Source organism: Nonomuraea sp. MTCD27 (genome assembly GCF_041950495.1).
GTDB lineage: Bacteria > Actinomycetota > Actinomycetes > Streptosporangiales > Streptosporangiaceae > Nonomuraea.
In genome coordinates, this window is the sequence record NZ_JBGNUW010000006.1 from 448,851 (window position 1) to 471,112 (window position 22,262).

General features: G+C 71.1%; 22 protein-coding genes. 15 read left to right on the forward strand and 7 right to left on the reverse strand.

Going from position 1 to position 22,262, the window contains the following annotated elements; all coding sequences use genetic code 11:
* Nucleotides 1-74: 74 nt before the first annotated feature.
* The 3 genes from ACBJ59_RS20925 to ACBJ59_RS20935 are packed head-to-tail and all read left to right on the forward strand — an operon-like array spanning nucleotide 75 to nucleotide 1,725.
* Nucleotides 75-1,196, forward strand: a complete 1,122-nt coding sequence (locus tag ACBJ59_RS20925; protein ID WP_375111883.1) for a helix-turn-helix domain-containing protein — start codon at nucleotides 75-77, stop codon at nucleotides 1,194-1,196.
* Nucleotides 1,193-1,468 (forward strand): hypothetical protein, encoded by a 276-nt coding sequence (locus ACBJ59_RS20930; RefSeq protein WP_375111884.1) that lies wholly within the window; start codon nucleotides 1,193-1,195, stop codon nucleotides 1,466-1,468. Before ACBJ59_RS20925 ends, ACBJ59_RS20930 begins: the two co-directional genes overlap by 4 nt.
* The gene (locus ACBJ59_RS20935) at nucleotides 1,414-1,725 is read left to right on the forward strand and encodes a hypothetical protein (protein ID WP_375111885.1); all 312 of its coding nucleotides are present in this window, start codon (nucleotides 1,414-1,416) and stop codon (nucleotides 1,723-1,725) included. The genes ACBJ59_RS20930 and ACBJ59_RS20935 overlap by 55 nt, the downstream gene beginning before the upstream one ends.
* A 315-nt stretch (nucleotides 1,726-2,040) precedes the next feature.
* On the opposite strand, the gene ACBJ59_RS20940 is transcribed toward ACBJ59_RS20935, so the two are convergent.
* A complete protein-coding gene (locus tag ACBJ59_RS20940) occupies nucleotides 2,041-3,645 on the reverse strand; it encodes an ABC transporter permease (protein ID WP_375111886.1) in 1,605 nt (534 codons plus the stop codon).
* A gap of 364 nt (nucleotides 3,646-4,009) precedes the next feature.
* Here ACBJ59_RS20940 and ACBJ59_RS20945 point away from each other — a divergent pair, with 364 nt between their 5' ends.
* Both ACBJ59_RS20945 and ACBJ59_RS20950 read left to right on the forward strand, forming a co-directional pair.
* A complete protein-coding gene (locus ACBJ59_RS20945) occupies nucleotides 4,010-4,252 on the forward strand; it encodes a hypothetical protein (protein WP_375111887.1) in 243 nt (80 codons plus the stop codon).
* A gap of 13 nt (nucleotides 4,253-4,265) precedes the next feature.
* The gene (locus tag ACBJ59_RS20950; protein ID WP_375111888.1) at nucleotides 4,266-4,451 is read left to right on the forward strand and encodes a hypothetical protein; all 186 of its coding nucleotides are present in this window, start codon (nucleotides 4,266-4,268) and stop codon (nucleotides 4,449-4,451) included.
* On the opposite strand, the gene ACBJ59_RS20955 is transcribed toward ACBJ59_RS20950, so the two are convergent.
* Together ACBJ59_RS20955 and recO are read right to left on the reverse strand one after the other, a co-directional pair.
* Complete coding sequence (locus ACBJ59_RS20955; RefSeq protein WP_364123567.1) at nucleotides 4,448-5,221, reverse strand: isoprenyl transferase; 774 nt, start codon at nucleotides 5,219-5,221, stop codon at nucleotides 4,448-4,450. The two genes, ACBJ59_RS20950 and ACBJ59_RS20955, sit on opposite strands and share 4 nt — an antisense overlap.
* Entirely contained in the window at nucleotides 5,218-5,952 is a 735-nt protein-coding gene (gene recO, locus ACBJ59_RS20960; protein ID WP_375111889.1) for a DNA repair protein RecO, read from the reverse strand. Before recO ends, ACBJ59_RS20955 begins: the two co-directional genes overlap by 4 nt.
* 150 nt (nucleotides 5,953-6,102) lie before the next feature.
* Between recO and ACBJ59_RS20965 the strand changes: the two genes are divergently transcribed.
* The 6 genes from ACBJ59_RS20965 (at nucleotide 6,103) to ACBJ59_RS20990 (ending at nucleotide 12,370) form a co-directional block, all read left to right on the forward strand.
* On the forward strand, nucleotides 6,103-7,638 hold the full coding sequence (locus ACBJ59_RS20965) for a CDP-alcohol phosphatidyltransferase family protein (RefSeq protein WP_375111890.1): 1,536 nt from the start codon (nucleotides 6,103-6,105) through the stop codon (nucleotides 7,636-7,638).
* Nucleotides 7,635-8,354, forward strand: a complete 720-nt coding sequence (locus tag ACBJ59_RS20970) for a DUF5941 domain-containing protein (RefSeq protein ID WP_375111891.1) — start codon at nucleotides 7,635-7,637, stop codon at nucleotides 8,352-8,354. The genes ACBJ59_RS20965 and ACBJ59_RS20970 overlap by 4 nt, the downstream gene beginning before the upstream one ends.
* A gap of 121 nt (nucleotides 8,355-8,475) precedes the next feature.
* On the forward strand, nucleotides 8,476-8,964 hold the full coding sequence (locus tag ACBJ59_RS20975) for a hypothetical protein (RefSeq protein ID WP_375111892.1): 489 nt from the start codon (nucleotides 8,476-8,478) through the stop codon (nucleotides 8,962-8,964).
* A 90-nt stretch (nucleotides 8,965-9,054) separates the two neighbouring features.
* On the forward strand, nucleotides 9,055-10,107 hold the full coding sequence (locus ACBJ59_RS20980) for a hypothetical protein (RefSeq protein ID WP_375111893.1): 1,053 nt from the start codon (nucleotides 9,055-9,057) through the stop codon (nucleotides 10,105-10,107).
* Nucleotides 10,107-10,832 carry a hypothetical protein gene (locus tag ACBJ59_RS20985; protein WP_375111894.1) on the forward strand — a complete coding sequence of 242 codons (726 nt, stop codon included), beginning with the start codon at nucleotides 10,107-10,109 and terminating at the stop codon, nucleotides 10,830-10,832. Before ACBJ59_RS20980 ends, ACBJ59_RS20985 begins: the two co-directional genes overlap by 1 nt.
* A 149-nt stretch (nucleotides 10,833-10,981) precedes the next feature.
* On the forward strand, nucleotides 10,982-12,370 hold the full coding sequence (locus ACBJ59_RS20990; protein WP_375111895.1) for a glycoside hydrolase family 16 protein: 1,389 nt from the start codon (nucleotides 10,982-10,984) through the stop codon (nucleotides 12,368-12,370).
* 22 nt (nucleotides 12,371-12,392) lie between these two features.
* On the opposite strand, the gene ACBJ59_RS20995 is transcribed toward ACBJ59_RS20990, so the two are convergent.
* Nucleotides 12,393-13,598, reverse strand: a complete 1,206-nt coding sequence (locus tag ACBJ59_RS20995; RefSeq protein WP_375111896.1) for a hypothetical protein — start codon at nucleotides 13,596-13,598, stop codon at nucleotides 12,393-12,395.
* A gap of 91 nt (nucleotides 13,599-13,689) precedes the next feature.
* On the opposite strand from ACBJ59_RS20995, the gene ACBJ59_RS21000 reads away from it, so the two are divergent.
* Nucleotides 13,690-14,637, forward strand: coding sequence for an isopenicillin N synthase family dioxygenase (locus tag ACBJ59_RS21000; protein ID WP_375111897.1), 948 nt, complete (start codon nucleotides 13,690-13,692; stop codon nucleotides 14,635-14,637).
* Here ACBJ59_RS21000 and ACBJ59_RS21005 read toward each other — a convergent pair.
* Nucleotides 14,634-16,982, reverse strand: a complete 2,349-nt coding sequence (locus ACBJ59_RS21005) for a GH1 family beta-glucosidase (RefSeq protein WP_375111898.1) — start codon at nucleotides 16,980-16,982, stop codon at nucleotides 14,634-14,636. The two genes, ACBJ59_RS21000 and ACBJ59_RS21005, sit on opposite strands and share 4 nt — an antisense overlap.
* A gap of 93 nt (nucleotides 16,983-17,075) precedes the next feature.
* Here ACBJ59_RS21005 and ACBJ59_RS21010 point away from each other — a divergent pair, with 93 nt between their 5' ends.
* From ACBJ59_RS21010 to rocD, 3 genes are all read left to right on the forward strand, one after another.
* The gene (locus ACBJ59_RS21010; RefSeq protein WP_375111899.1) at nucleotides 17,076-17,561 is read left to right on the forward strand and encodes an Lrp/AsnC family transcriptional regulator; all 486 of its coding nucleotides are present in this window, start codon (nucleotides 17,076-17,078) and stop codon (nucleotides 17,559-17,561) included.
* Between the two features lie 126 nt (nucleotides 17,562-17,687).
* Nucleotides 17,688-18,485 carry a dimethylargininase gene (gene ddaH, locus ACBJ59_RS21015; protein ID WP_375111900.1) on the forward strand — a complete coding sequence of 266 codons (798 nt, stop codon included), beginning with the start codon at nucleotides 17,688-17,690 and terminating at the stop codon, nucleotides 18,483-18,485.
* Between the two features lies 1 nt (nucleotide 18,486).
* On the forward strand, nucleotides 18,487-19,701 hold the full coding sequence (gene rocD / locus ACBJ59_RS21020; protein ID WP_375111901.1) for an ornithine--oxo-acid transaminase: 1,215 nt from the start codon (nucleotides 18,487-18,489) through the stop codon (nucleotides 19,699-19,701).
* A 118-nt stretch (nucleotides 19,702-19,819) separates the two neighbouring features.
* Here the strand turns inward: rocD and ACBJ59_RS21025 are convergent, their stop codons facing one another.
* Both ACBJ59_RS21025 and ACBJ59_RS21030 read right to left on the reverse strand, forming a co-directional pair.
* Entirely contained in the window at nucleotides 19,820-20,536 is a 717-nt protein-coding gene (locus ACBJ59_RS21025; protein ID WP_375111902.1) for a class I SAM-dependent methyltransferase, read from the reverse strand.
* 6 nt (nucleotides 20,537-20,542) lie between these two features.
* A complete protein-coding gene (locus ACBJ59_RS21030) occupies nucleotides 20,543-22,090 on the reverse strand; it encodes an alkaline phosphatase D family protein (RefSeq protein ID WP_375111903.1) in 1,548 nt (515 codons plus the stop codon).
* Nucleotides 22,091-22,262 lie beyond the last annotated feature (172 nt).

Consider the following 22,262-nt stretch of genomic DNA (forward strand, 5'->3'; position numbering starts at 1 on the left):
GACGCAAGCCCCGATTCGAACATGGTCACTAGTCCCGCCTTGCGATTTTCGCAAGTGGCTCGTAGGCTTTTCCCATGGCCGGGGACACAGCAGCACGAGTTCGTCATCTGATAGCGGAAAGCGGCCTCACCCAAGCGGAATTCGCCGTCAAGGCGGGCCTTGATGCCCCGAAGATGTCCAAGTCCCTGTCGGGCGTTCGAAGATTCACCTCACTGGACCTGGCCAGGATCGCCGACCTGTGTGGTGTGTCCGTCGACTGGTTGCTCGGCGTCGACCCGCTCACACCCTCAATGGCAGCACGAGCAGCCACCGTATCCCCCACTTCAGCGGACGCGGCCATCCGCGAAGCGGAACGCCTCGCACAGATGCGGACCGACCTGTCCTTTCTCGGATATCGGCAGGACGTGGCGCGCTTCGAGGTGCCCAGGGCCTCCACCTCATCCCTCCGTCAGGGCCGTGAGCTCGCCGCTCTCGCAACGGCGCATGCCGCCGAAAAGGGGATCGAGCTGTGGCGGTGCAAGGACCTGGCCGGTGCCGTGGAAGCCGCCTTCGGCGTGGATGTCCGAGTCCATCGCCTGGCCGACGGCTTCGACGGACTGTCGTGGTCCGACGAACACAGCTCGCTGATCGTGGTGGCGACCTCGGAGGTGCCCGCGCGTCAGAGGTTCACGATCGCGCATGAGCTCGGCCACCTCCTCGCCGGCGACGATCAAGGGCTCCACCTCGACGCGGACCTCCACGACGCCGACCACAGACGAAAGCCCTCCGAGAAACGCGCGAACGCCTTCGCCGCGGAGCTGCTCCTGCCGGCCGAGATGCTGCGCGAGAAGGCCGGGCACATCACCTGGGGGTTGGAGGAGTTCGCCAGGCTGGCGTGCGAGCTGTGGGTCTCGCCCAGCACGCTGGCGTGGCAACTGTTCAATCTCCAGCTGATCGACAAGGGCCAGTGCGAATCCTTCAGGGCTTTGACCGCCTGGGATGCGGCCTGGAAAGCGAATGCCGTCGAATCGCTCGGTGAGTGGATCCAGCACACCTCCCGGCCCCGAGTCCCCCTCCCGCTGGTGCGTACGACGTTCCAGGCGTACGCCGACGGAAAGGCGACGCTACGCCCGTTCGCGAACCTGATCGGCGTCGACACCGACACGATGCGGCAGGCCATCACCGGCATGAGAGAGGACCCCCCACTCGAGCCATGACCTGGTACTGGTTCCCCGACAACACGGTGCTGTGCAACTTCGCAGCGGTGGACAATCTCTCGCTCTTGCAGGAGATCCTGCGCGAGCGGGGTCGCTGGACGGAAGCGATCGCGTATGAGGCGACCCGGTCAGCCCGCTTCTACCCCGATCTCGGCAAGGTGGCGAGTGATGGCTGGCTCGGTGACCCCATCGAGATCGATGATCCGGTGGAGGCGACATGGTCGAGCGGACCCGCCGCGCCGTATTCGGCGGCTCGAGACTCGAACCGCTGAAACATCTTGGAGAGGCTCAGACCTGCCACGTCATCCGCAACTGGGAGGCCTACGCCGGCTCCTACTGGATCAGCGATGACCGTGACGCGCTCGACTATGCGCGACGCATCGGGATCACGGCGCGCGACACGGCCGATCTGATCAGCGAGGGCATCAACGACGGCTGCTGCACTCGCATCGAGGGCTACCAACTCCTCCAGCTCATGCGTGCGAGGGGACGAAAACTCCGCGTACCACCAAACCAAATGCATCTATGAGGGCCCGTGAGATGCGAGCCGCGAATCCACCCCTTTGCCATGGAATGAAGCGCCGCCCTCATCCGGCACATGTCCAGCCGTGACCCGTCTGATGGCCGACCACGTGCTCGACGACGACGAACGCCTTCTGGGAGTCCCCTCGGTTTCGTCCAGGTCGATACGGACGATCCGTTGCCGGGATGGCAGCCGGGCAATCCGGGCGCCATCCACATCGAGGCCGTGAAGCGGACTAGACCGCCCGTCTGATCGCCCCGCTCCCAGGCGGCCCGGCTGAAGGAGGGCATCCCGTCGCCTCCTCATCGGAACGGGTCCCGGCTAGCAGCCGAAGTCGCGGCGGCGCAGGGCCAGAAGGCCGCCGGAGGCGAGGAGTGCCGTGATCGCGACCAGTCCCGCCGTGGGCAGGAGCGCGAACGGTGGCTCGGTCATCGCGTTCCCGACGTAGTGGAACGGCTCCAGCGGGCTCCCGCCCCACATCCCGTACAGGGGACCGGCTACCTGGCCCAGGAGGGCGGTCAGGGTCCACACGAGCCACGAGATCGCCACGCTCGCCCGCGGCAGCAGACCGTACGCGAGCACGCACACCGCCCCCACGCACCAGGCCGCGGGTACGGTGCTCAGCGCGCCCGCCAGGAAGCGCGGCAGGTCGGTGGTCAGGTCGCCGACGAGCAGCGAGTAGACGAGGCCGAAGGCGAGGCCGGCGACGGCCATCAGGGCCGCCGTCCCGAGGGCGGTCACGACCAGGTGGCCGGCCGCCCAGCGCAGGCGGGTCATCGGAGTGGCCTGCAGGGCCTCCGCCCGCCCCGAGCCCTCCTCCGAACGCAGCCGCAGCGTCATGAGCACCGGATAGAGCGCGACGGCGTACGCGATGATCAGGATCAGGTACCACGAGTACCCGGCGAGCTGCGTCGCGCCCATCGGGACGCCGAGGAACCGCGTGATGTTGTCGACCACGATGCTGGGCCGGGACAGCAGGTCCCGCGTCAGCGGCCCCAGCGAGCCTCCCGCCACGGCGAACACCGCCACCCCCGCCGCCCACTTCGCCAGCAGCCCGCGATGCAGCCGCCAGGCCAGGCTGACCGGGCCGCGCAGCTCGGGTGCCGACTCCCGCCCCAGGCGCTCCGGCAGCAGGCCGGAGCCGAGGTCGCGGTGGTCGAGCAGCCGGTACGCGACCGCGTACAGGATCGCGGCGGCCAGCGCCGAGACCCCGAGCATCCACCACCGCTCGTCCTGGTACGGCTGCACCAGGTGGCTCCAGCCCACCGGCGACAGGTACTTCATCCACAGTTGCCCGCTCGCGTCCGCGGCGAAGCGCAGCATGTAGGCGGCGCCGAGGACGGTGAGGGCGATCGCGGTGGCCGTGCGGGCGCTGCGCGCGAGCTGGGCGGCGACCGCGGCGACACCGCCGAACACCCAGCCGGCGACCGTGATGGCGGCGCCGTACGCGAGCGACCCGGTCGGCTCCAGGCCGATCCCGATCAGCACGGCGGCCGTCAGGGCACCGCCGGTCAGGCTGATCCCGCCCGCGACCAGCAGCGCCGCGGTCAGGGGAGCGGGACGGCCGGCCGTGCCCGACAGGACCAGCTCGCTCCGGCCCGCGTCCTCCTCCCTGCGGGTGTGCCGGATGACGGACATCAGCGCGGCGAAAGCGCTGGCCACGTAGAGGAAGCCGCCGCTGCGCCAGGTGGCGAGCACCTCGAGCCGCGGCTCGACGACGCCGCCGCCGAGCGCGTGCAGGAAGGGGCTGGCGTCGATGACCTCCAGGTAGGAGAGCTTCAGCTGGTACGTGCCCATGTTCGTGTTGATGTAGGAGACCATCACGAGGGCCAGGGCCACGATCAGCAGCAGCCACCAGGGCGCGATGGCCCGCTCTCGGCGCAGCGCCAGGCGGGCCAGGGTGGCAGTGCCCGGGAAGGCGCTCATCGGGCCTCCCGGCGGTCGAGCGGTACGTTTCTCACCGCGACCAGCTCCTATTCGTCGGTATAGCTGACTGTTCGTCAGAATAGGAGGCTATACCCGCGTATAGCGGCCGGGCAAGCGAGGGCCCGGCCGGACCTGTCCCCCGCCGGCAGCCGGTGACGGCCGGCGGTTCGCCGTCAGGGCTACGCCAGGCCCTCCTACGGTGGCACCTGCCAGGTGACGCCCTGGGAGGTGAGGTGGTCGAGGAAATCGGCGGGGTCGAAAGCCTGGGCGGGGGTCCGGGGGCCCGGGGGTCCCCGCCGGTGTCCCGTCGGCAGCCCGGGCGGGGGTCAGGGTCCCGGCCGGGCCCCGTCGGTCACGAGGCGGCGTGCGTCCTCGACGGCGAGCAGAGAGCCGGCCCGGCGACCTGGCCACCGGCTGGGGCGCGGCGCTGCGCGGCCCGGCGGTCTCGGCGGTGCTGCGGGGCATCCACCGGCACCCGGCCCACCCGTGGACGGTCCGGTCGCCGGCCGACCGCGCGGGGCTGTCGCCGGCCGACCGCGCTGGGCTGTCGCGGGCGGCGTTCGCGCAGCGGTTCGCGGGGAAGGTGGACACGCCGCCGCCGGCGTAACGGAGTGGGGCGCATGACGGCGGCGGCCCGGCTGCTGTGCGTGACACCGGCCTGCCGTTGCGCTCGGTCCGCGGAGCGGACGGGGTACGCCGCCGAGTTCGCCTTCGCCAAGGCGTTCAGGCGGGAGGTCGGCACGGCCCCGGACGTTGTCGGAGCGGGGCCGACGGCGTCCGGGAAGCGGGCCGAACGACGGCGCTAGACCTGGTTGGGGACGGCTCCGCCGTAGCGCCTGTCGCGCTTGGCGTAGATCTCGCACGCCTCCCACAGGTCCCGGCGGTCGAAGTCGGGCCACAGCCGGTCGAGGAACACCATCTCGGCGTAGGCGGACTGCCACAGCAGGAAGTTCGAGAAGCGCTGCTCCCCCGACGAGCGCAGGAACAGGTCGACCGGCGGGATCTCCGGCTCGTCCAGGTAGCGGGCGAACACCTTCTCGTTGACCTTGGACGACTTGACCCGCCCGGCCGCGATGTCCGCCGCCAGCCGGACCGCCGCGTCGACGATCTCGGCCTGACCGCCGTAATTGACACAGAATTGCAACGTGAGTTTCCGGTTGGACACCGTCATCTCCTCGGCCGTCTGCAGCTCGGAGATGACGCTCTTCCACAGCCGCCCGGGCCGGCCCGCCCAGCGCACGCGCACGCCCATGGCGTTGAGCTCGTCGCGCCGCCGCCGGATGACGTCGCGGTTGAACCCCATCAGGAAGCGCACCTCGTCAGGCGAGCGCTTCCAGTTCTCCGTCGAGAACGCGTACGCGCTCAGGTAGGGAACGCCCAGCTCGAGAGCGCCCTCGATGACGTCGAACAGCGAGGACTCACCCGCCTTGTGCCCCTCGGTGCGGGGCAGGCCGCGGGCCTTGGCCCAGCGGCCGTTGCCGTCCATGACGATAGCGACGTGCCGCGGCACCAGGTCGCGCGGGATCGGCGGCGGGGTCGCCCCGGACGGGTGCGGGGACGGGGGTCGTACGTTCACGCGGGCTCCCTTTCGACGTGTCGAAGAGAGCGTATTCCGTGTTCGAGGTGCCATTGCAGATAGGCGGCCACCAGGCCGCTGCACTCGCTGCGATGGCGTGACTCCGAGGCGTCAGCGGTGACCCAGTCGCCGCGCAGCAACGCCGTCATGAGCCCGATGGTCTCCCCCGCGGGCACGGCCGAGCCGGCCGGCTTGCACGCCCCGCACACCACGCCCCCGGCGACGATCGCGAACGCCCTGATCGCCGGGGCCTGGCACTTGGCGCACGCCTCCAGCGCGGGGGCGTAGCCGGCCACGGCCAGGGAGCGCAGGAAGTAGGCGTCCAGGACCAGCCGGGCCTCGTGACCCCGGTCGGCGAGCGTGCGCAGCCCGCCCACCAGCAGCAGGAACTGCCGCAGCGCCGGCTCCTTCTCCCCGTGCGTCAGCCGGTCGGCGGTCTCCAGCATCGCGCTGCCCGCGGTGTAGCGGGGATAGTCGGCGGCCAGCGCCTCCCCGTACGGTCTGATCGTCTCCGCCTGGGTGACGACGTCGAGCGTGCGGCCGGTGTGGAGCTGCACGTCGACGTGCGTGAACGGCTCCAGCCTGGCCCCGAAGCGGGAGGTCGTGCGGCGGACGCCCTTCGCCACCGCCCGGACCTTGCCGGTGCGCTTGGCCAGGATGGTGACGATGCGATCTGCCTCACCGAGCTTCTGGGTGCGCAGGACCACGCCTTCGTCACGGTAGAGACTCACTCGCACATCTTACGGCCGTCTCTATACCGACGGACGGGACGTTACGGGCATGCTCTGATGACGCGACTTTGCGTCACTCTCACTAGACTTTGACGTCTGTCCCCGCATTACCCGTTGTTCAACCCCCCGATACCGCCTCGAAAGGGAGTCATGACCCGCGTGGTCCTGCTGGGCGCCTCGCCCGGCCCCGACACCTCTCCGACCGGCCTGAGGCTGGCCGCGCTGCCCGGCAACCCCACCGTGGCCGAACGCCTACGCAGCCAGCTCACCTCGATGGATCCGCGTTTCGCCACGGTCCAGTCAGGCGATGTGGCAGCCGCTCTCCGCGCTCTGGCCGACGTCGCCGAGTCAGCAACGGAGAGCCTGTTCATCATCCCGGAGAACTCGGTCGTCCACGACGAGCTGATCTACCAGATCACCAAGTCCAAGCGCGGTGCGCTGGCGCTCGTCGCGAAAGAGCCACGGCCGGAGGTGACGGAGGAGCAGGAGGACAACGGCCAGGAGGATAACGGCGCCGAGGACCGGATCCCGATCGACGAGGCCGACCCCGAGATCGGCCAGAACCGCGTCGAGGGGCTGCCGGTGCGCGCCCGCGTCGGCAAGTCGCGCGTGGTGTCGGTGGGCACCGCGAGCCACGCCGTGACCCGGCCCAACGCGGTGCTTCTCGGCCCGCTCCACGTGAGCGCGCGCAACGCGCCGGTGCTGGCCCAGACCTGCCGCGAGCTGGCCGACATCGCCGACCGGTTCGGCGCCGACGACGACCTGGTGCAGCTCATCGTGTTCGGCCTGGTGCGCAACGGCGTGTCGGTCGGCATCCGGGGCCGCCGCGACCTGTTCTACCGCCGGGTCACCACCCAGGAGGAGATCAACGAGGCCGGCGCCGAGATGGCCGGCATGGACGAGGACCGCGCCCGGCTCAACAACGCGGTCAAGGGCGCCGACGGCTTCTTCACCACCTTCTTCGTCTCCACCTACTCCCGCTTCATCGCCCGCTGGGCCGCCCGGCGCGGGCTGACGCCCAACCAGGTGACGCTGATCTCGATCGTCCTCGGCGTCGCCGCGGCCGCCTGCTTCGCCACCGGCGACCGCCCCTGGATGGTGCTGGGCGGCGTGCTGATCTACTTCGCCTTCGTCTTCGACTGCGTCGACGGGCAGGTCGCCCGCTACGCCCGCAAGTTCGGCGTGCTGGGGGCGTGGCTGGACGCCACGTTCGACCGGTTCAAGGAATATGTGGTCTTCGCCGGGCTGGCCGTCGGCTGGGTGGTCTCCGGCAACGGCGACGAGATCTGGATCCTGGCGCTGGCCGCGCTGGGCCTGCAGTCCGTTCGTCACCTGCTCGACTTCTCCTTCGGCATCTCCAACCGCCGCAAGCCCCCGTCCTCGCTGCCCACGACCCCGCTGGACGCCCCCGACGACCGGGAGCTGCGCCAGGCTCTCGTGCGCCGCAAGGTGGAGCGCAGCCAGGGCCTTCGCGGCGTGCTCAAGATGTGGACGAAGGCCGGAAAGTACCGCGCTGTCCACTGGGCGCGTAAGATGATCGTCTTCCCCATCGGCGAGCGCTTCGCGGCCATCGCGATCACCGCCGCCCTCTTCGACGCCCGGATCACCTTCCTCACCCTGGTGATCTGGGGCTCCGTCGCCGCCGCCTACACGCTCACCGGACGCCTCATGAGGTCGCTCGTATGATCACCCAACCGCAGGCCATGGCCACCCCCACGCCGGACCCCGACGAGGAACGCCGCCGCATCCAGACCGCCCGCCTCCTCGCCTACCGGGACGACGGCCCTCTCGCCCATGCCCTGGCCGGCAGGATCGGCGCCGGCGTGCCCCCCGTGCCCGCCACGCTCGTGGCCCTGCTCGCCGTGGTCGGCATCTCGGTCGCGGGGCTGCTGAAGCCGGGCCCCATCCTCCTCCTGCCCGTGGCGATCATGCTGCTGCTCGTGCTGCCCACGACGCCGCGCAACCACCTGGGCCGCTTCGACTGGCTCACCCCGCCGCTGCTGCGCGGCGCGGAGTTCTTCACGGTGATCGCGGTCGGTCTGGCGGCGGACGCGCCGAAGTGGCTGCTGTTCGTGCTGGTGTACGTCGTGGGTTACCACACCTACGACACCGTCTACCGGACGCGGCAGAGCATCTGGCCGCCCGCCTGGGTGTTCCACGCGGGCCTCGGGTGGGAGCTGCGGCTCCTGATCATCGGTGCCGGGGCGGCGTTCGGCGTGCTGACGCCGGTGCTGGCGGTGCTGACGGCGTACCTGTTCGTGCTGTTCGCGGTGGAGAGCGTGACGAGCTGGGTGCGCCTGGACAAGGCCTCCGCCCAGGCTGGCGCGGACGCCGAGCAGGACCTGGAGGCCTCCCCCGAGGACGCGCTCGAACAGGCCACCGGCGAGGCCGAGAAGGGGTAGCTCCCTCCCGCTCCCGGGTCATCGCGGCGCCGCACCTCCGTGCGGCGCCGTACGACTTCCTGGAGCTCCTGTTTTCGCAGATCAAGCGGGGTCCAAGTGATCTCCGGCATCGTTGCGAGCCATGTGGAACGATCGGGAGACCCCCGCGAACGATCAGTCCGGGCACCGGCGAGAGCTGGCCTACCGGCAGCCGTCCCCCACCCGTGCGGCACGGGAGCGCCGGCCGGTCCTGGCCGCGATCGGCCTCCTGGTCTTCCTCTCCGGGGTCATCGCCGCCGGCCTGATCATGGTGTACGCCGACAAGCGGACCGAGGTGGTCGGCGTCTCGCGGCTCGTCGAGGCTGGGCGGCCGATCCCCGTCACCGCCATGGAGCGGAGAGAGGTGCTCCCGCCGATCGGCGCGTTCGTCCCGTGGGCCGAGCGCGAGCGCCTCGGCGGGATGGTCACCACGGTCACCCTCCTCCCCGGCACGCTGCTCACCCAGGCCATGACCGCGTCGGCCGCGAGCCGGCGCGGTCCCGGCGGGGTCGCCGGCCCGCCGGTGGTCGGGCTGGACCGCGGGCCCGGCCGACTCCCGGACGGCCGGGGGCTCGTGCCCGACATCAGGTGACATCACCGCCATCGCGGGAACTGACCGCTTAGTCTGGGTGCAGGGTCACTCGGGCCGGGGTGCCGGTCCGGACGGAGCCAGGAGACGCGGATGGCGTTCTTGTCGCGGCTGTTCAGGCGGGACGACCCGCTGGCCGAGCGGGAGGAGGCGCATCGGCAGGGGATGCGGGACGCCCGCCGGCATCCCCTGGGCGAGTTCACGGATCCGCAGTTCCAGCCCGCGTACGTGACGGAGATCCGGGCGCGGGCGCGCGAGGAGATCACGGAGGTCGACCGGCGGCTGGCGGCCACGCGTACGGCACTGCTGGAGCGGGCGCTCGGGGAGCGGGAGGCCATCCTGCGGGAGCTGGGCAGGAGCGACACGCGGCCGGAGCCGCCCGCGTACGCGAACGGGCACACCGCCGCGACGGGCCCGGACGCCTCCGCGGACCCGTTCATCACGATCGCGGAGTCCAGGGCGCGGCGGGCGGAGGCGCGGCGGCGGGCGGTGGTCGAGGAGTCGAACGCCGGCGTGCAGCGGGCCAGGGCCCGCATCGAGCACCTCACCCAGGAGTGGGAGAGCGCGCTGATCGAGCGCGACCACGAGGTGGAGGCCGTGTACGCCCGGGCCGAGCGGCTCATCGCCGCGTACAAGAGCGGGGTGCTGCGCAACCATCCGCGCAAGGAGGAGATCCCGTCCCTGTGGAAGGGTGAGGTCATCGCGATGGACGCCACGTCGGGGTCGGCGGCGGCGGTCTCGGGGCGGGAGGAGATCGGGCGGATCCTGCGGGAAGTGGAGGCCCGGATCGAGGTGTGGCACGCCGAGGTCCTGCCCAGGGAGCTCCCTCCCGACCACCCCCGCCCCCAGCTCTCCCCAGCCCCCGCCCCCGACCCGTCGGCGGACCCGCCCGACCCCCGGCCTGATCCCCCATCCGACCATTCCGCCGACCCCCCGCCCGACCAGGACCGTCCAGCGGGCGGCGGCGCCACAGGGGGCGGCACGACAGGCGACAGTCTGGCGGGGGAAAGCCGGGCGGAGGGAAGCCGGGCGAGGCACAGCCCGACGCCCGGCAGCCCGGCGCCGGGCAGCCAGGAAGGGGACGCCCACGCGGGCGGCGGGCAGGCGCGGGACGGCAGGCGTACCGGCTCCGGGGACGACGTCTGATGGGCCGCTCGCGGACGGCGCGCCGCCGGCTCCCGGCCCTGGCGGCGTTAGTACTGGTCGCGACCCCCCTGACGGCGTGCGGCACCGAGTCGAAGGCGATCTGCGGCGTGATCGTCGACTCCACCAGCTACGCCGACCCCGCCACCTCCAGGAACGACGTCACCTCCAAGCTCCCTTCCTTCGCCCAGGAGTGCGACTGGATCGGCTTCGCGGCGGTCACCGGCAGCTCGGAGAGCAGCGCCTGCCGCCAGGACCCGGTCCCCATCGCCGCCACCCGGGCGGAGAACCCCAACGAGAACCCCGTCGTCGAGGAGCGCGTCAGGGAGCACCGCATCACGGAGGTGCTGCCCAGGGCGGTCCAGCTGTTCGACTGCCCGGGCGAGGGCGAGGGGTCGGACGTGCTCGGTGCCCTGCGCTACCTGGTCAAGCAGCTCAGCGCGCAGCGGCAGCCCGACAAGGCGCACCGGATCATCGTGTTCAGCGACCTGATCAACAACCGGGGCGACCTGAACATCAACCGGCTCGACCTGAACGAGGACGCGCGCCGGCAGAAGGTGAAGGAGCTCCGGGAGGCGCGGCTGCTGCCGGACCTGACCGGGTACGCGGTGGTCGTCCATGGCTTCCTGCGGGAGAAGACGTCCAGCCCGGACCGGTTCCCCCTGCTCGAGGGCTTCTGGCGGGAGGCGTTCGAGGCGGCGGGCGCGACCACGGTGGACCTGCTCTGAGCGACCGTTGAGAGCGCTCTCCCACCTGGGCGATCGCCGGATCACACCCATGTCAAGCGCGTTGTGCGGAATATTGACAGGAAGTCACGGCTGTGTTCACATCTCTGAGAGAGCGCTCTCTCTCACGCCTCCGCACCCCCCATGGAGCGATGATGACAACAGCAAACAGGCTCCGACGACGCCTCGCGGCGGTGTCCGTGGCGCTCGCGGCACTGTGCGGACTGCTCGTCCAGGTGGCCGTCGGCGCCTCGGCCTCCGTCCCGCCCACCCCGTCGGGCTGGTCGCTGGTCTGGTCCGACGACTTCAACGGCGCCGCGAACACCCTCCCCTCGTCGTCCAACTGGATCATCGACACCGGCCACTCGTACCCTGGCGGCCCGGCCAACTGGGGCACCGGCGAGGTCCAGAACTACACCTCCAGCACCTCCAACCTCAGCCTCGACGGCTCCGGCAACCTGCGCATCACGCCCCTGCGCAGCGCGTCCGGCGAGTGGACCTCGGCGCGCATCGAGACCAGGCGGGCCGACTTCAAGCCGGCTGACGGACGCATCCTGCGCATCGAGAGCCGGCTCCAGATGCCGAACGTGACCGGCAGCGCCGCCCTGGGCTACTGGCCGGCGTTCTGGGCGCTCGGGGCTCCGTACCGGGGGAACTACTGGAACTGGCCGGCGATCGGCGAGTTCGACATCATGGAGAACGTCAACGGGATCAACTCCGTGTGGGGCGTGCTGCACTGCGGGGTGAACCCGGGCGGGCCGTGCAACGAGACCACCGGCCTGGGCGCCAGCCGGGCGTGCCCGGGGTCGACGTGCCAGGCGGCCTACCACACCTACCGGTTCGAGTGGGACCGGAGCGTGAGCCCGAACCAGCTGCGGTGGTACGTGGACGGGCAGCAGTTCCACGGCGTCAACCAGTCGCAGTTCGACGCGACGACCTGGGCCAACATGACCGGTCACGCGGGCTACTTCCTGCTGCTCAACGTGGCGATGGGCGGGGCGTTCCCCAACGCGCTGGGCGGCCAGACGCCGACCGCGGCCACCGTGCCGGGGCGGCCGATGACGGTCGACTACGTGGCGGTGTGGCAGAGCGGCTCCGGTCCCGGCCCGACCGATCCTCCCGGCGGCGTCGACGCCCGCTCCACCATCCAGGCCGAGGCGTACCAGGGGCAGTCCGGCACCTTCGTCGAGCCGACCACGGACACCGGCGGCGGCCAGAACGTCGGCGCCATCGCCAACGGCGACTGGCTGCGCTTCGACGGGGTCGACTTCGGCTCGACGGCCGCCACGCAGTTCAGGGCGCGGGTGGCCTCCGGGGCGGCCGCGGGGGTGAGCGGGCTGGTGCAGGTCAGGCTGGACAGCCCCACGGCCACGCCCATCGGTGACTTCGCCCTGGGCAACACGGGCGGCTGGCAGAGCTGGCGTACGGTGCCGGCGAACATCTCGGGGGTGACGGGCACGCACACGGTGTACCTGACCTTCTCCTCCGGTCAGCCCGCCGACTTCGTCAACGTCAACTGGTTCACCTTCGCCACGTCCTGACCGGTGCTCCCCGCACCACCCGTCACGAGCGGGTGGTGCGGCGGCGGAGCACGATGCGTTCGGCCCAGCTAGCCGCCTCCGGGTCCCGCAGGCCCTCCACCACGCCCCCGAGGTAGGCGGTCGCCAGGCTGTCGAACCCGCTGTCGAGCTGCCGAACCCGGCCGGCCCGGCGCCGCTCCACCCCCTGCAGGTACTGGGCGATGCTCTCCGCGTAGCCCGCGTCCCGCTGGTAGGCCGCCTGGGCGGTGGCGGACGTGCGGGCCTCGGCGTCGCGCTTGGCGCGCAGCTCCCAGAGGCGTCGGTCGTTCGGGTTGTGCATGCGGCGGCCGAGGTCGGCGGCGATGAGGGCGGTGGCCACGAGGAGGGCGAGCAGGAGGATCATGGTGGGGAGCTGCCCGACGCCGTCCGAGGTGGGCCCGATCTCCTCCCCGTCCACGATCAGGGGTCGCACCAGGGCGTCGCGGCGCAGGACGGCCACGGCGACGATCAGGCCGAGCCACACGACCGCCACGCCGACCAGCAGCCAGCGGCCCTTGGCCGAGCTCCCGTGCTCCTGCCAGGAGCGGAACGCCCGCCCGTACATGTGCGGCGCCACCAGCATGATCAGCGCGGCGCCCGCGGCGAGGAGCGCGGTCATCGCGACGCTGTCGCCCCAGCTCAGGATGACCTGGTACAGGATGGGCACCTCGACGATCAGCAGGAGCAGCAGCAGGAGGGCGGCGGGCAGCCAGCGGCGCACGACCGGCCAGTGGCCGCCCGAGATGGCGATGGAGCTGGGCCGGCCGTCGCCGGGGCGCCTGCTGGGCTGCTCCAGCTCCGTGACCCGGCGCTGGCTGTCCTCCAGGGCCTTCCTGGCCTCGCCGAACGCGCGCTGCGACTCCGCCAGCCGGATCTTCTGCCCCTCGAACTCGGCCCGCGCCCGCTGGATCTCCTGCTCGGTGCGTTCCTCGATCTTGGCCAGCTCCTCCAGCCGCTCGTCCTCCAGCTCGTGGAAGCGGGGCACGCTGCCGGTCTGGAGGGTGAGCGTGTCGATCTGGCCGTCGGCGGCGTGCGCGCGGCCGAGCTCGCGCTCCTCGCGGCGGCGCTGCGCCCAGTCCGGCAGGCGGTAGAGGTCTCCCTCGTACGCCACCGCGGGCGCGATGCGGGTGACCTGGTCGCCAGGATCGGCGGACTCGACGGCTGTCTGCCGCTTCGAGCGGTTGAGGCGGTTGAGGCTGATGAAGCGCATCGGACCTCCCCGGCGGGGTTCTGCCTTCGATGCTAATTCCCGGGCGTGGAAAGCCATGGTGGTGCGGGCGAATTGGGGAACAATGGTGCGAGTGAGCGAATTGCCGGTGATCGATCTCGCCCCGTTCCTCGACGACTCGGCGGGCCGCGGGAAGCAGGCCGTCGCGGACCGGATCGGGGCGGCCTGCCGGGACAGCGGCTTCTTCTACGTCTCCGGCCACGGCGTGCCGCCCGCGCTCATCGAGCGGCTCGACGCGGCGAGCAGGCGGTTCTTCGCGCTGCCCGAGCACGTCAAGGACGAGATCTCGATGGAGCGGGGCGGCCGGGCCTGGCGAGGGTTCTTCCCGGTCGGCGGCGAGCTGACGTCGGGGCGGCCGGACCTGAAGGAGGGCATCTACTTCGGGGCCGAGGAGCCGCCGGGGCCGCTGCCGCTGCACGGCCCCAACCTGTTCCCGGCCCAGGTGCCCGAGTTGCGGGACGCGGTGCTGGAGTACCTCCGGACGATGACGGGGGTGGGGCAGGCGGTCATGGGCGCGATCGCGCTGAGCCTCGGGCTGGACGAGGACTACTTCCGCTCGGGGTACACGGCTCACCCGACCATCCTTTTCCGGATATTTCATTACCCGCCGGCCCCGCCCGACGACCCCGACACCTGGGGCGTCGGCGAGCACACCGACTACGGGCTGCTCACCCTGCTCCTCCAGGACGCCAACGGCGGGCTGCAGGTGCGCACGCGGCAGGGGTGGGTCGAGGCGCCGCCGCTGGAGGGCACGTTCGTGTGCAACATCGGCGACATGCTCGACAAGCTCACCGGCGGCCGATACCGCTCCACCCCGCACCGCGTACGCAACCGCAGCGGCAACGAGCGCCTCAGCTTCCCGTTCTTCTTCGACCCCGGATGGGACAGCGAGGTCCCGCCCCTCCCCTACGCCCCCGGGCGGCGCTGGGACGGCCAGGTGGACTTCACCGGCACCTACGGCGAGTACCTGCTGTCCAAGGTCTCCAAGGTGTTCCCCCGCCTCTTCGAGCGCCAGGTCTAGGCCGACTCGCGGACCACGAGCCGCGTCGGGAGCACGACCGACGTCGTGTGCCGCCCCTCCAGCCGCGAGAGCAGCAGGCGGGCCAGCGCCAGCGCCTGGTCGGCCACCGGGACGCGGACGGTGGTCAGCCCGGGCGTGGTGGCCGAGGCGGCGTCGATGTCGTCGAAGCCCACCACGGCCAGGTCCTCCGGCACCCGCTTCCCGGCCTCCCGCGCCGCCTGCAGCGCCCCGATCGCGAGCTGGTCGGTGGCCGCGAAGACGGCGTCCAGCGACGGGTCGTCGCCGAGCAGCCGCCGGGTGGCCGCCGCGCCCGACGAGCGCGTCAGCTCGGCCAGGGCCAGGTGCGGCCGCAGGCCCGCGCGCTGGAGCGCCGCACGGTGCCCGGCCAGCCGGTCCTGCACGGTGATCAGGTCCGTGGGGCCGCAGACCATGCCGATGCGGCGGCGCCCGAGGGCGAGCAGGTGCTCGGTGGCCGCCGCCGCGCCGCCGGCGTTGTCCACGTCCACGTACGGCACCAGCGACGCGATCGCCGGCTTGCCCAGCAGCACGATCGGCACCCCGGTACGCGAGAGCCGCTCGGCCAGCGTGTCGGCCCGGTCGGGCGGCAGCAGCACGACCCCGTCAGCCAGGCGGGCCTCCAGGTGCGCGACGATGCGCCGGTGGCTCTCGGCCGTGTCGGCGAGCATGAGCGTGATCTGCTTGCCCGCGCCCTCCAGCAGGCTCGTGACGTACTGGACCACTGCGGCCGTCAGCGCGTCGCCGCCCTGCCGGGGAACGGACAGGACGAGCGCGATCGCGTTCGTGCGGCGGGTGACCAGGCTGCGCGCGGCCAGGTTGGGGACGTAGCCGAGCTCGTTGACGGCCTGCATCACGGCGGCCCTGACCTCGGGGCTCACCGACGACTCGCCGTTGACGACCCGCGAGACCGTGGCCCGGGACACGCCGGAGCGGGCGGCCACGGTCTCCAGGGTGGGCCGCTTGGGGCGCGTCTCGGCGAGGCCGTTGCGGCGGATCACGTCGCGGTACCACAGCGCGCTGTCCTTCAGCCGCCGCCGCTGGGTGGCGAAATCGACGTGGACGAGGCCGAACTTGCGCTGATACCCGTCGGCCCATTCGAGATTGTCGAGCAGCGTCCAGACGAGATATCCGCGCACCCGGGCGCCGTCCTCGACGGCCGCGCGCACCGCCCGCAGGTGCTCCTCGATGAAACTGATGCGCTCGACGTCGTGAATTCCGTCGCCGGTGACCACGTCCACGAAATCGGCGCCGTTCTCGGTGACCATCAGGTCGAGGTCCGGATATTCGCGGGAAACGCGGAGCAGGAGATGGGAGAGGCAACTGGGGACGATGGGCCAGCCCATGGCGGTGACCGCCGTCGGAATGGTGCAGAAGAGAATGCCTTCGCTGCCCGGATGGGCGGGATCGGCGGGCTCGCTCGGCTGCGCCTGGACGACCAGCGGCGTGTAGTAGTTCACGCCGAGCAGGTCGAGGGGCTGGGCGATGGCCTCCAGGTCGCCGTCGTGGACGTGGCCGAGCCCGCCGTGTCGCTCGACGATCGGGAGCAGCTCGGCGGGATAGGCGCCGCGCAGCATCGGCTCCAGGAACTGCCGGTTGACCAGCGCGTCGATCCTGGCCACGGCCTCGGCGTCCTCCTCCGACAGCGTCCGGCCGAAGTCGCTGACCTGGGCGGGTGTCATGACCGGCGAGAGGTTGAGCACCGTGCCGACCTTGGCGGCCCCGGCCGAGCGCAGGGCCTGCACGCCCAGCCCGTGGGCGAGCAGCATGTGGTGGGCGCTCCGGAAGGCCTCGGCGGCCGACTTGCGGCCCGGGGCGTGGATGCCGGAGCCGTACCCGAGGAACGCCGCCACCCACGGCTCGTTCAGCGTGAACCACGTGTCCACCCGGTCGCCGAGCCGCTCGTGCACGGCCGCGGCGTAATCGGCGAAAAGGTAGGCGGTGTCGCGGGCCGGCCAGCCGCCGAGATCCTCGACCGCCTGCGGCAGATCCCAGTGGTAAAGGGTGGTGTACGCGGTGATTCCCGCGGCTCCCAACTCGTCGAGCAACCGGTCGTAGAAGTCGAGCCCGGCCGCGTTGGGCTTGCCGCGCCCGTCCGGGAGAATCCGCGCCCAGCTCACCGAGAACCGGTAGGCGGCCATTCCCAGATCTTTCATCAGCCGCACGTCTTCGGGATAACGGTGGTAATGGTCGCACGCCTCCGCCCGGTCGGCGGAAAAGGTGTCCCAGATGGAGGGCCGGCGACCGTCGGCGGCCGTGGCCCCCTCGATCTGGAAAGCGGAGGTCGACACGCCCCACACGAAGCCTTCGGGGAAGCTCGCGGTGCTCATGGTTACGGATACCTTCCGGTCACTGTTCAACGCGCCCAGTCTCCCGCGCGCCGCTCGTCGCGCGCCAGCCTGGCCAGGCGGTATACAGAGCGCGTGGAACTGGACCGGCTCGATCGTGACATCATCGCGGCGCTCGTCGACGACGCCCGCCAGACCTACGCCGAGATCGGCCACCAGGTGGGGCTGAGCGCGTCGGCGGTCAAGCGGCGGGTGGACCGGCTGCGCGAGAGCGGGGCGATCACCGGTTTCAGCGCCCGGGTGGCGCCGCAGGCGCTCGGCTGGACGACCGAGGCGTACGTGGAGCTGTTCTGCCAGGGCAAGACCAAGCCGTCGGACATCGCGCTGGCCGTGGCCAAGTTCCCGGAGGTGGTGGCGGCGGCCACGATCACCGGCGAGGCGGACGCGCTGCTGCACATCAGGGCCACGGACGTACGCCATGTGGAGCGGGTGATCGAGCGCATCGCGGCGCAGTCGTTCGTGGTGCGGACCAAGAGCTCGATCGTGCTGTCGAGGCTGGTGGACACCCCTCCCGGTGCGGCCGTCCCGGAATCGCGCAACGGATCGCCTGCCCCCGGCTGAGAGACGCAACAGATTCGCGCGAACACGCAATGTCAACCCCTTGGCCTGCATAAACATACATTCTTAGGCTGTCTCCAGCCCCTTCAATGGGGATTTCCCCTGCTAAAGGACTCGATGGAGCGCTGCATGCCCAAACACTTCCTCATGTGCCGTCCGGACTACTTCACGGTCGAGTACGCGATCAACCCGTGGATGCATCCCGAGGCGGGCGCCGACCGCGACGTGGCGGTCCGGCAGTGGGAGGGCCTCAAGTCGGCGTACGAGGAGCTCGGGCACAAGGTGAGCCTGATCGACCCGATCGACGGGCTGCCCGACATGGTCTTCGCCGCGAACGGCGCCCTGGTCGTGGGCGGCCGCGTCTACGGTGCCCGGTTCACCTACCCCCAGCGCGGCGCCGAGGGTCCCGCCTACCTGCGCTGGTTCGCCGAGCGCGGCTACCCGACGGCCGAGCCGGCCCACGTCAACGAGGGTGAGGGCGACTTCCTCACGCTCGACGAGGTCATCCTGGCCGGCACCGGCTTCCGCACGGACGTGGTGGCCCACCAGGAGGCGCAGGAATACCTGGGCCGCCCGGTGATCTCGCTGAAGCTGGTCGACCCGCGCTTCTACCACCTGGACACGGCGCTGTTCCCGCTCGACGGGCACAACGTCGCCTACTACCCCGACGCCTTCTCGCCGGGCAGCCTCGCGGTGCTGCGCCGCATGTTCCCCGACGCGGTGGTCGCGACCGCCGAGGACGCCGAGGTGCTCGGCCTCAACGCGGTCAGCGACGGCACGAACGTGGTCATCAACGCCGAAGCGTCCAACCTCCAGTTGGAACTCAAGCGCCGAGGGTACGAGGTGATCCCGGTCGACCTCTCGGAGCTGCGTAAGGCGGGTGGGGGCCCCAAGTGCTGCACACTGGAGATCAGGGGGGAGAACTGACATGACCACCAGCGCAGAGCTGATCGAAGTGAGCGAGCGCCGCGGCGCCCACAACTACCATCCACTGCCCGTCGTGATCCATGAGGCGCACGGCGCCTGGGTCACCGACGTCGAGGGCAAGCGGTATCTGGACTGCCTGTCCGGCTACTCCTCGCTCAACTTCGGCCACGGCAACCCGAAGATCATCGAGGCCGCGAAGGAGCAGCTCGAGCGGCTCACGCTGACCAGCCGGGCCTTCTACCACGACCAGTTCGCGCAGTTCTGCACCGGGCTCGGCGACCTCACGGGCAAGGACATGGTCCTGCCCATGAACACCGGCGCCGAGGCCGTGGAGACCGCCATCAAGGTGGCGCGCAAGTGGGGCTACGAGGTCAAGGGCGTCGAGCCGGACCAGGCCAACATCATCGTGATGGAGGGCAACTTCCACGGGCGCACCACCACGATCGTCAGTTTCTCCACCGACCCGGAGGCGCACGACAACTTCGGCCCGTACACGCCCGGCTTCCGGCTCGTCCCGTACGGCTCCGCCGACGCGATCAGGCAGGCCGTGGACGCCAACACGGTCGCCGTGCTGGTCGAGCCGATCCAGGGCGAGGCCGGGGTGCTGGTGCCGCCGGACGGCTTCCTGAGCGACGTGCGCGCGCTGTGCACGGCCGAGGGCATCCTGATGATCGCCGACGAGATCCAGTCGGGGCTGGGGCGCACGGGGCAGACGTTCGCGTGCGACCACGAGGGCGTGGTGCCCGACATCTACGTCATGGGGAAGGCGCTCGGCGGCGGGGTCGTACCGGTCTCGGCGATCGCCGCGAACCGGGACGTGCTCGGGATCATCCACCCGGGCCAGCACGGCTCCACGTTCGGCGGCAACCCGCTGGCCTGCGCGGTGGCGAACGCGGTCATCGAGATCCTGAACACCGGCGAGTTCCAGGCCAGGGCCGCCAAGCTGGGCGAGGTGCTGCACACGCGGCTGCGCGAGCTGATCGGCAAGGGCGTGCTCGAGGTGCGCGGGCGCGGGCTGTGGGCGGGCGTGGACATCGACCCCGACCTGGCCAGCGGGCGCGAGATCTCGAAGGCGCTGATGAAGCGGGGGGTGCTGGCCAAGGACACGCACGGGTCCACGATCCGGCTGGCGCCGCCCATCGTCGTCTCCGAGGACGACCTGCTCTGGGCGATCGACCAGCTCGTCGACGCCATCTACGAGTTCAGGAACCGCTAGGCACAGCCTGTCCGGCTCCGCGAGGAAGGGCCCGGCCACCGTACGTGGCCGTGCCCTGTCCAGGGGAACGCTCCTCCGGTTCACGGGGTCACGCGCCGATGCGGCGCACGGTCACCGCCTAAGCGGTCACCCGCCAGACCTGCATGCCCTCCGGGGCGTCCTCGGCCGCGAACCCGGCCTCCTTCAGCTCGCTCACCAGCACCTCCGTCGCGGGCCAGTGGCTGGTGCCGGTGACCTCGTCCTCGCTGATCACCACGCCGCGCTGCCTGATCCGGTAGACGAACCGCGAGGTGACGCTCTCGCCCGCGACGTCGAGCACCTGCCCGGCGATCTCGTACGTGTGCCTGCCCACCTGGTACGAGCCCATGACCGCCGGCTCACCCGGCACGCGCGCGCCCCGGTCGCGCCAGTTGAACACCAGCCGCCCGCCCGGTTCGAGCTGCCTGGCCAGCACCCGCCACAGCTCGGCCCGCTCGGCGGCGGGGAAGCTCTGCAGCACCGAGATCATCACGACGGCCTCGACCGGCTCGTCCACCTCCACGTCCAGGGCCCCGCACGGCAGCACGGTCACGCGGCGCACCGCGTCCGGGTCGTGGGCCAGGCGCGAGACCAGCACCGAGCGCATGCCGAGCGACGGCTCCAGGGCGTAGATCTCGGCGGGGGTCACGCGGGCGATGAGCTCGGTGATGAGGCCGGTGCCGGCGCCGATCTCGATGACGCTCCGCCGGACGTCCGCCAGCAGCGGGGGCAGCAGCTCGCGGATCTCGGGCACGTGGCCGTCCTCGTGCCAGAGGTCGTAGAAGGGCACGGCGACGGCGTAGTTGTCCTCGTACATGGGACTTCAGCGTAGATGCGTGGAGTCGATCGGTTTGACCACCTCGCCGGTGGAGCCGTACCAGGTGACCTGGTCGGGCAGGGTGAGCGTGGCCAGCGCGTTCTGGAACCAGGGGCCCTTGGTGACGCGCCACCGGAACGGCGGGCGCGGGATGCCCGCCAGCCGCGCCAGCAGGGTGCCGACCAGGGTGGCGATCGAGAACTGGGTGAACACGTTGGCCCAGCGCAGCATCCGGCTGAGCGGGTTGCGGACCGGCGAGCAGACGACCTGGAAGACCGGCCCGCCGTCGGCCTTGGCCAGGTAGGAGTAGTGGACGTCGCCCGACAGGATCAGCACGGGCTTGCCCAGCCCGATCAGCAGCCGGGCCAGGTCGTCGAACGAGCGCCGGAACGCCGCCCAGTGCTCCAGGTCGATGGCCTGCCGGAACTTCTCCGACCACCGCCGCACCAGCGGGCCCCACTTGCCGTCGCACAGGGCCTCGTTCCAGTTCTGTACGCCGTGCACGCCCTCGGGCAGCAGGAACGGGATCGACGAGCCGATGATCAGCTGCTCGGCCGGCCGCCGCGCCTGCTCCTCCAGCCAGGCCCACTCCCCGGGGTCGAGCATGCGGCGGTCGCCGGGGGTGAGCTGCCTGGCGCACCTGGTGTCCACCATGATCAGGCGGGCGGGCCCGAGGTCGCGGGCGTAGCTCCAGCGGTTGCTGCTCGGCTCGGCGTCGGCCCGCTCGGCGAACGCGTCGAGCGCCGCGCCGCCGTCACCGGCCATCAGCTTGGCCAGCACCGGGTCCTCGGCCCGCTCGGCCGGCGAGAGGTTGCCGAGGTGCTGGTAGATCCAGTAAGCCCCCAGCCCGGACATCACCCGGTGGGGCCACCACGGCACCTTGGCCATCTCCTCGCGCCAGGGCTGCGAGGTGTTCCAGTCGTCGCGCAGGTCGTGGTCGTCGAAGATCATCGCGCTCGGCACGGTGGACAGCAGCCAGCGGATCTCGGTCTCGGTCCACGCCTGGCGGTAGAGCTCGGCGTACTCCTCGAAGTCGGCGATCTCCCCCTGCGGCTCCGTGGTCCTGCGGGCGCGGATGTAGGCCAGCATCTCCGGCGAGGGGTTGTCGGCGTAGACCTGGTCGCCGAGGAGCAGCAGCAGGTCGGGCCACTCCTCCTCGTCCGCCTGCGCGAGGTGCTCGCCGTAGGCGCGCAGGACGTCGTCGCCGTGGCTGCGTACGTGCGCGGCGTCGTGCGGCACGCTGGTGCGGCACGACCCGAACGCCAGCCGACGCGCCCCTCCGGCGGGCAGCAGCCGGATCCGGCTCGGCGGGCGACCCGCCAGGGGCCATACCTGCTCCCCGTCGAGCTTCACCGAGTACGAGGCGATATCCTGGGACAACTCAACGAGATCCACGATCGCGTAGTGGTGACCGTGCACGGTGAAGGTGGGCGACCGATAAGTCCTGCCGTCCGCCTCGACGGCGACCGTGCCGGGTTCGGCGGTCTCCACCCAGATCGAGGCGCTGACGGAGTCGACATAGCGCAACAGCGGTCCCACCACGAGTGCGGGCATTCGACCCCCGATTCGACGTTCCGGCATACTCTCGCCCGCAAGCCTGCCAGAGTGGCACGGTCCACAGCATCCGATCACCGGCTTGGATTTCTACCAACAACTAGGCAAGGTCAAACGCCCCGCTCTAGGATGATCGTGACAACAACGCCCAAATGGGGAAGGCAATGGCGCT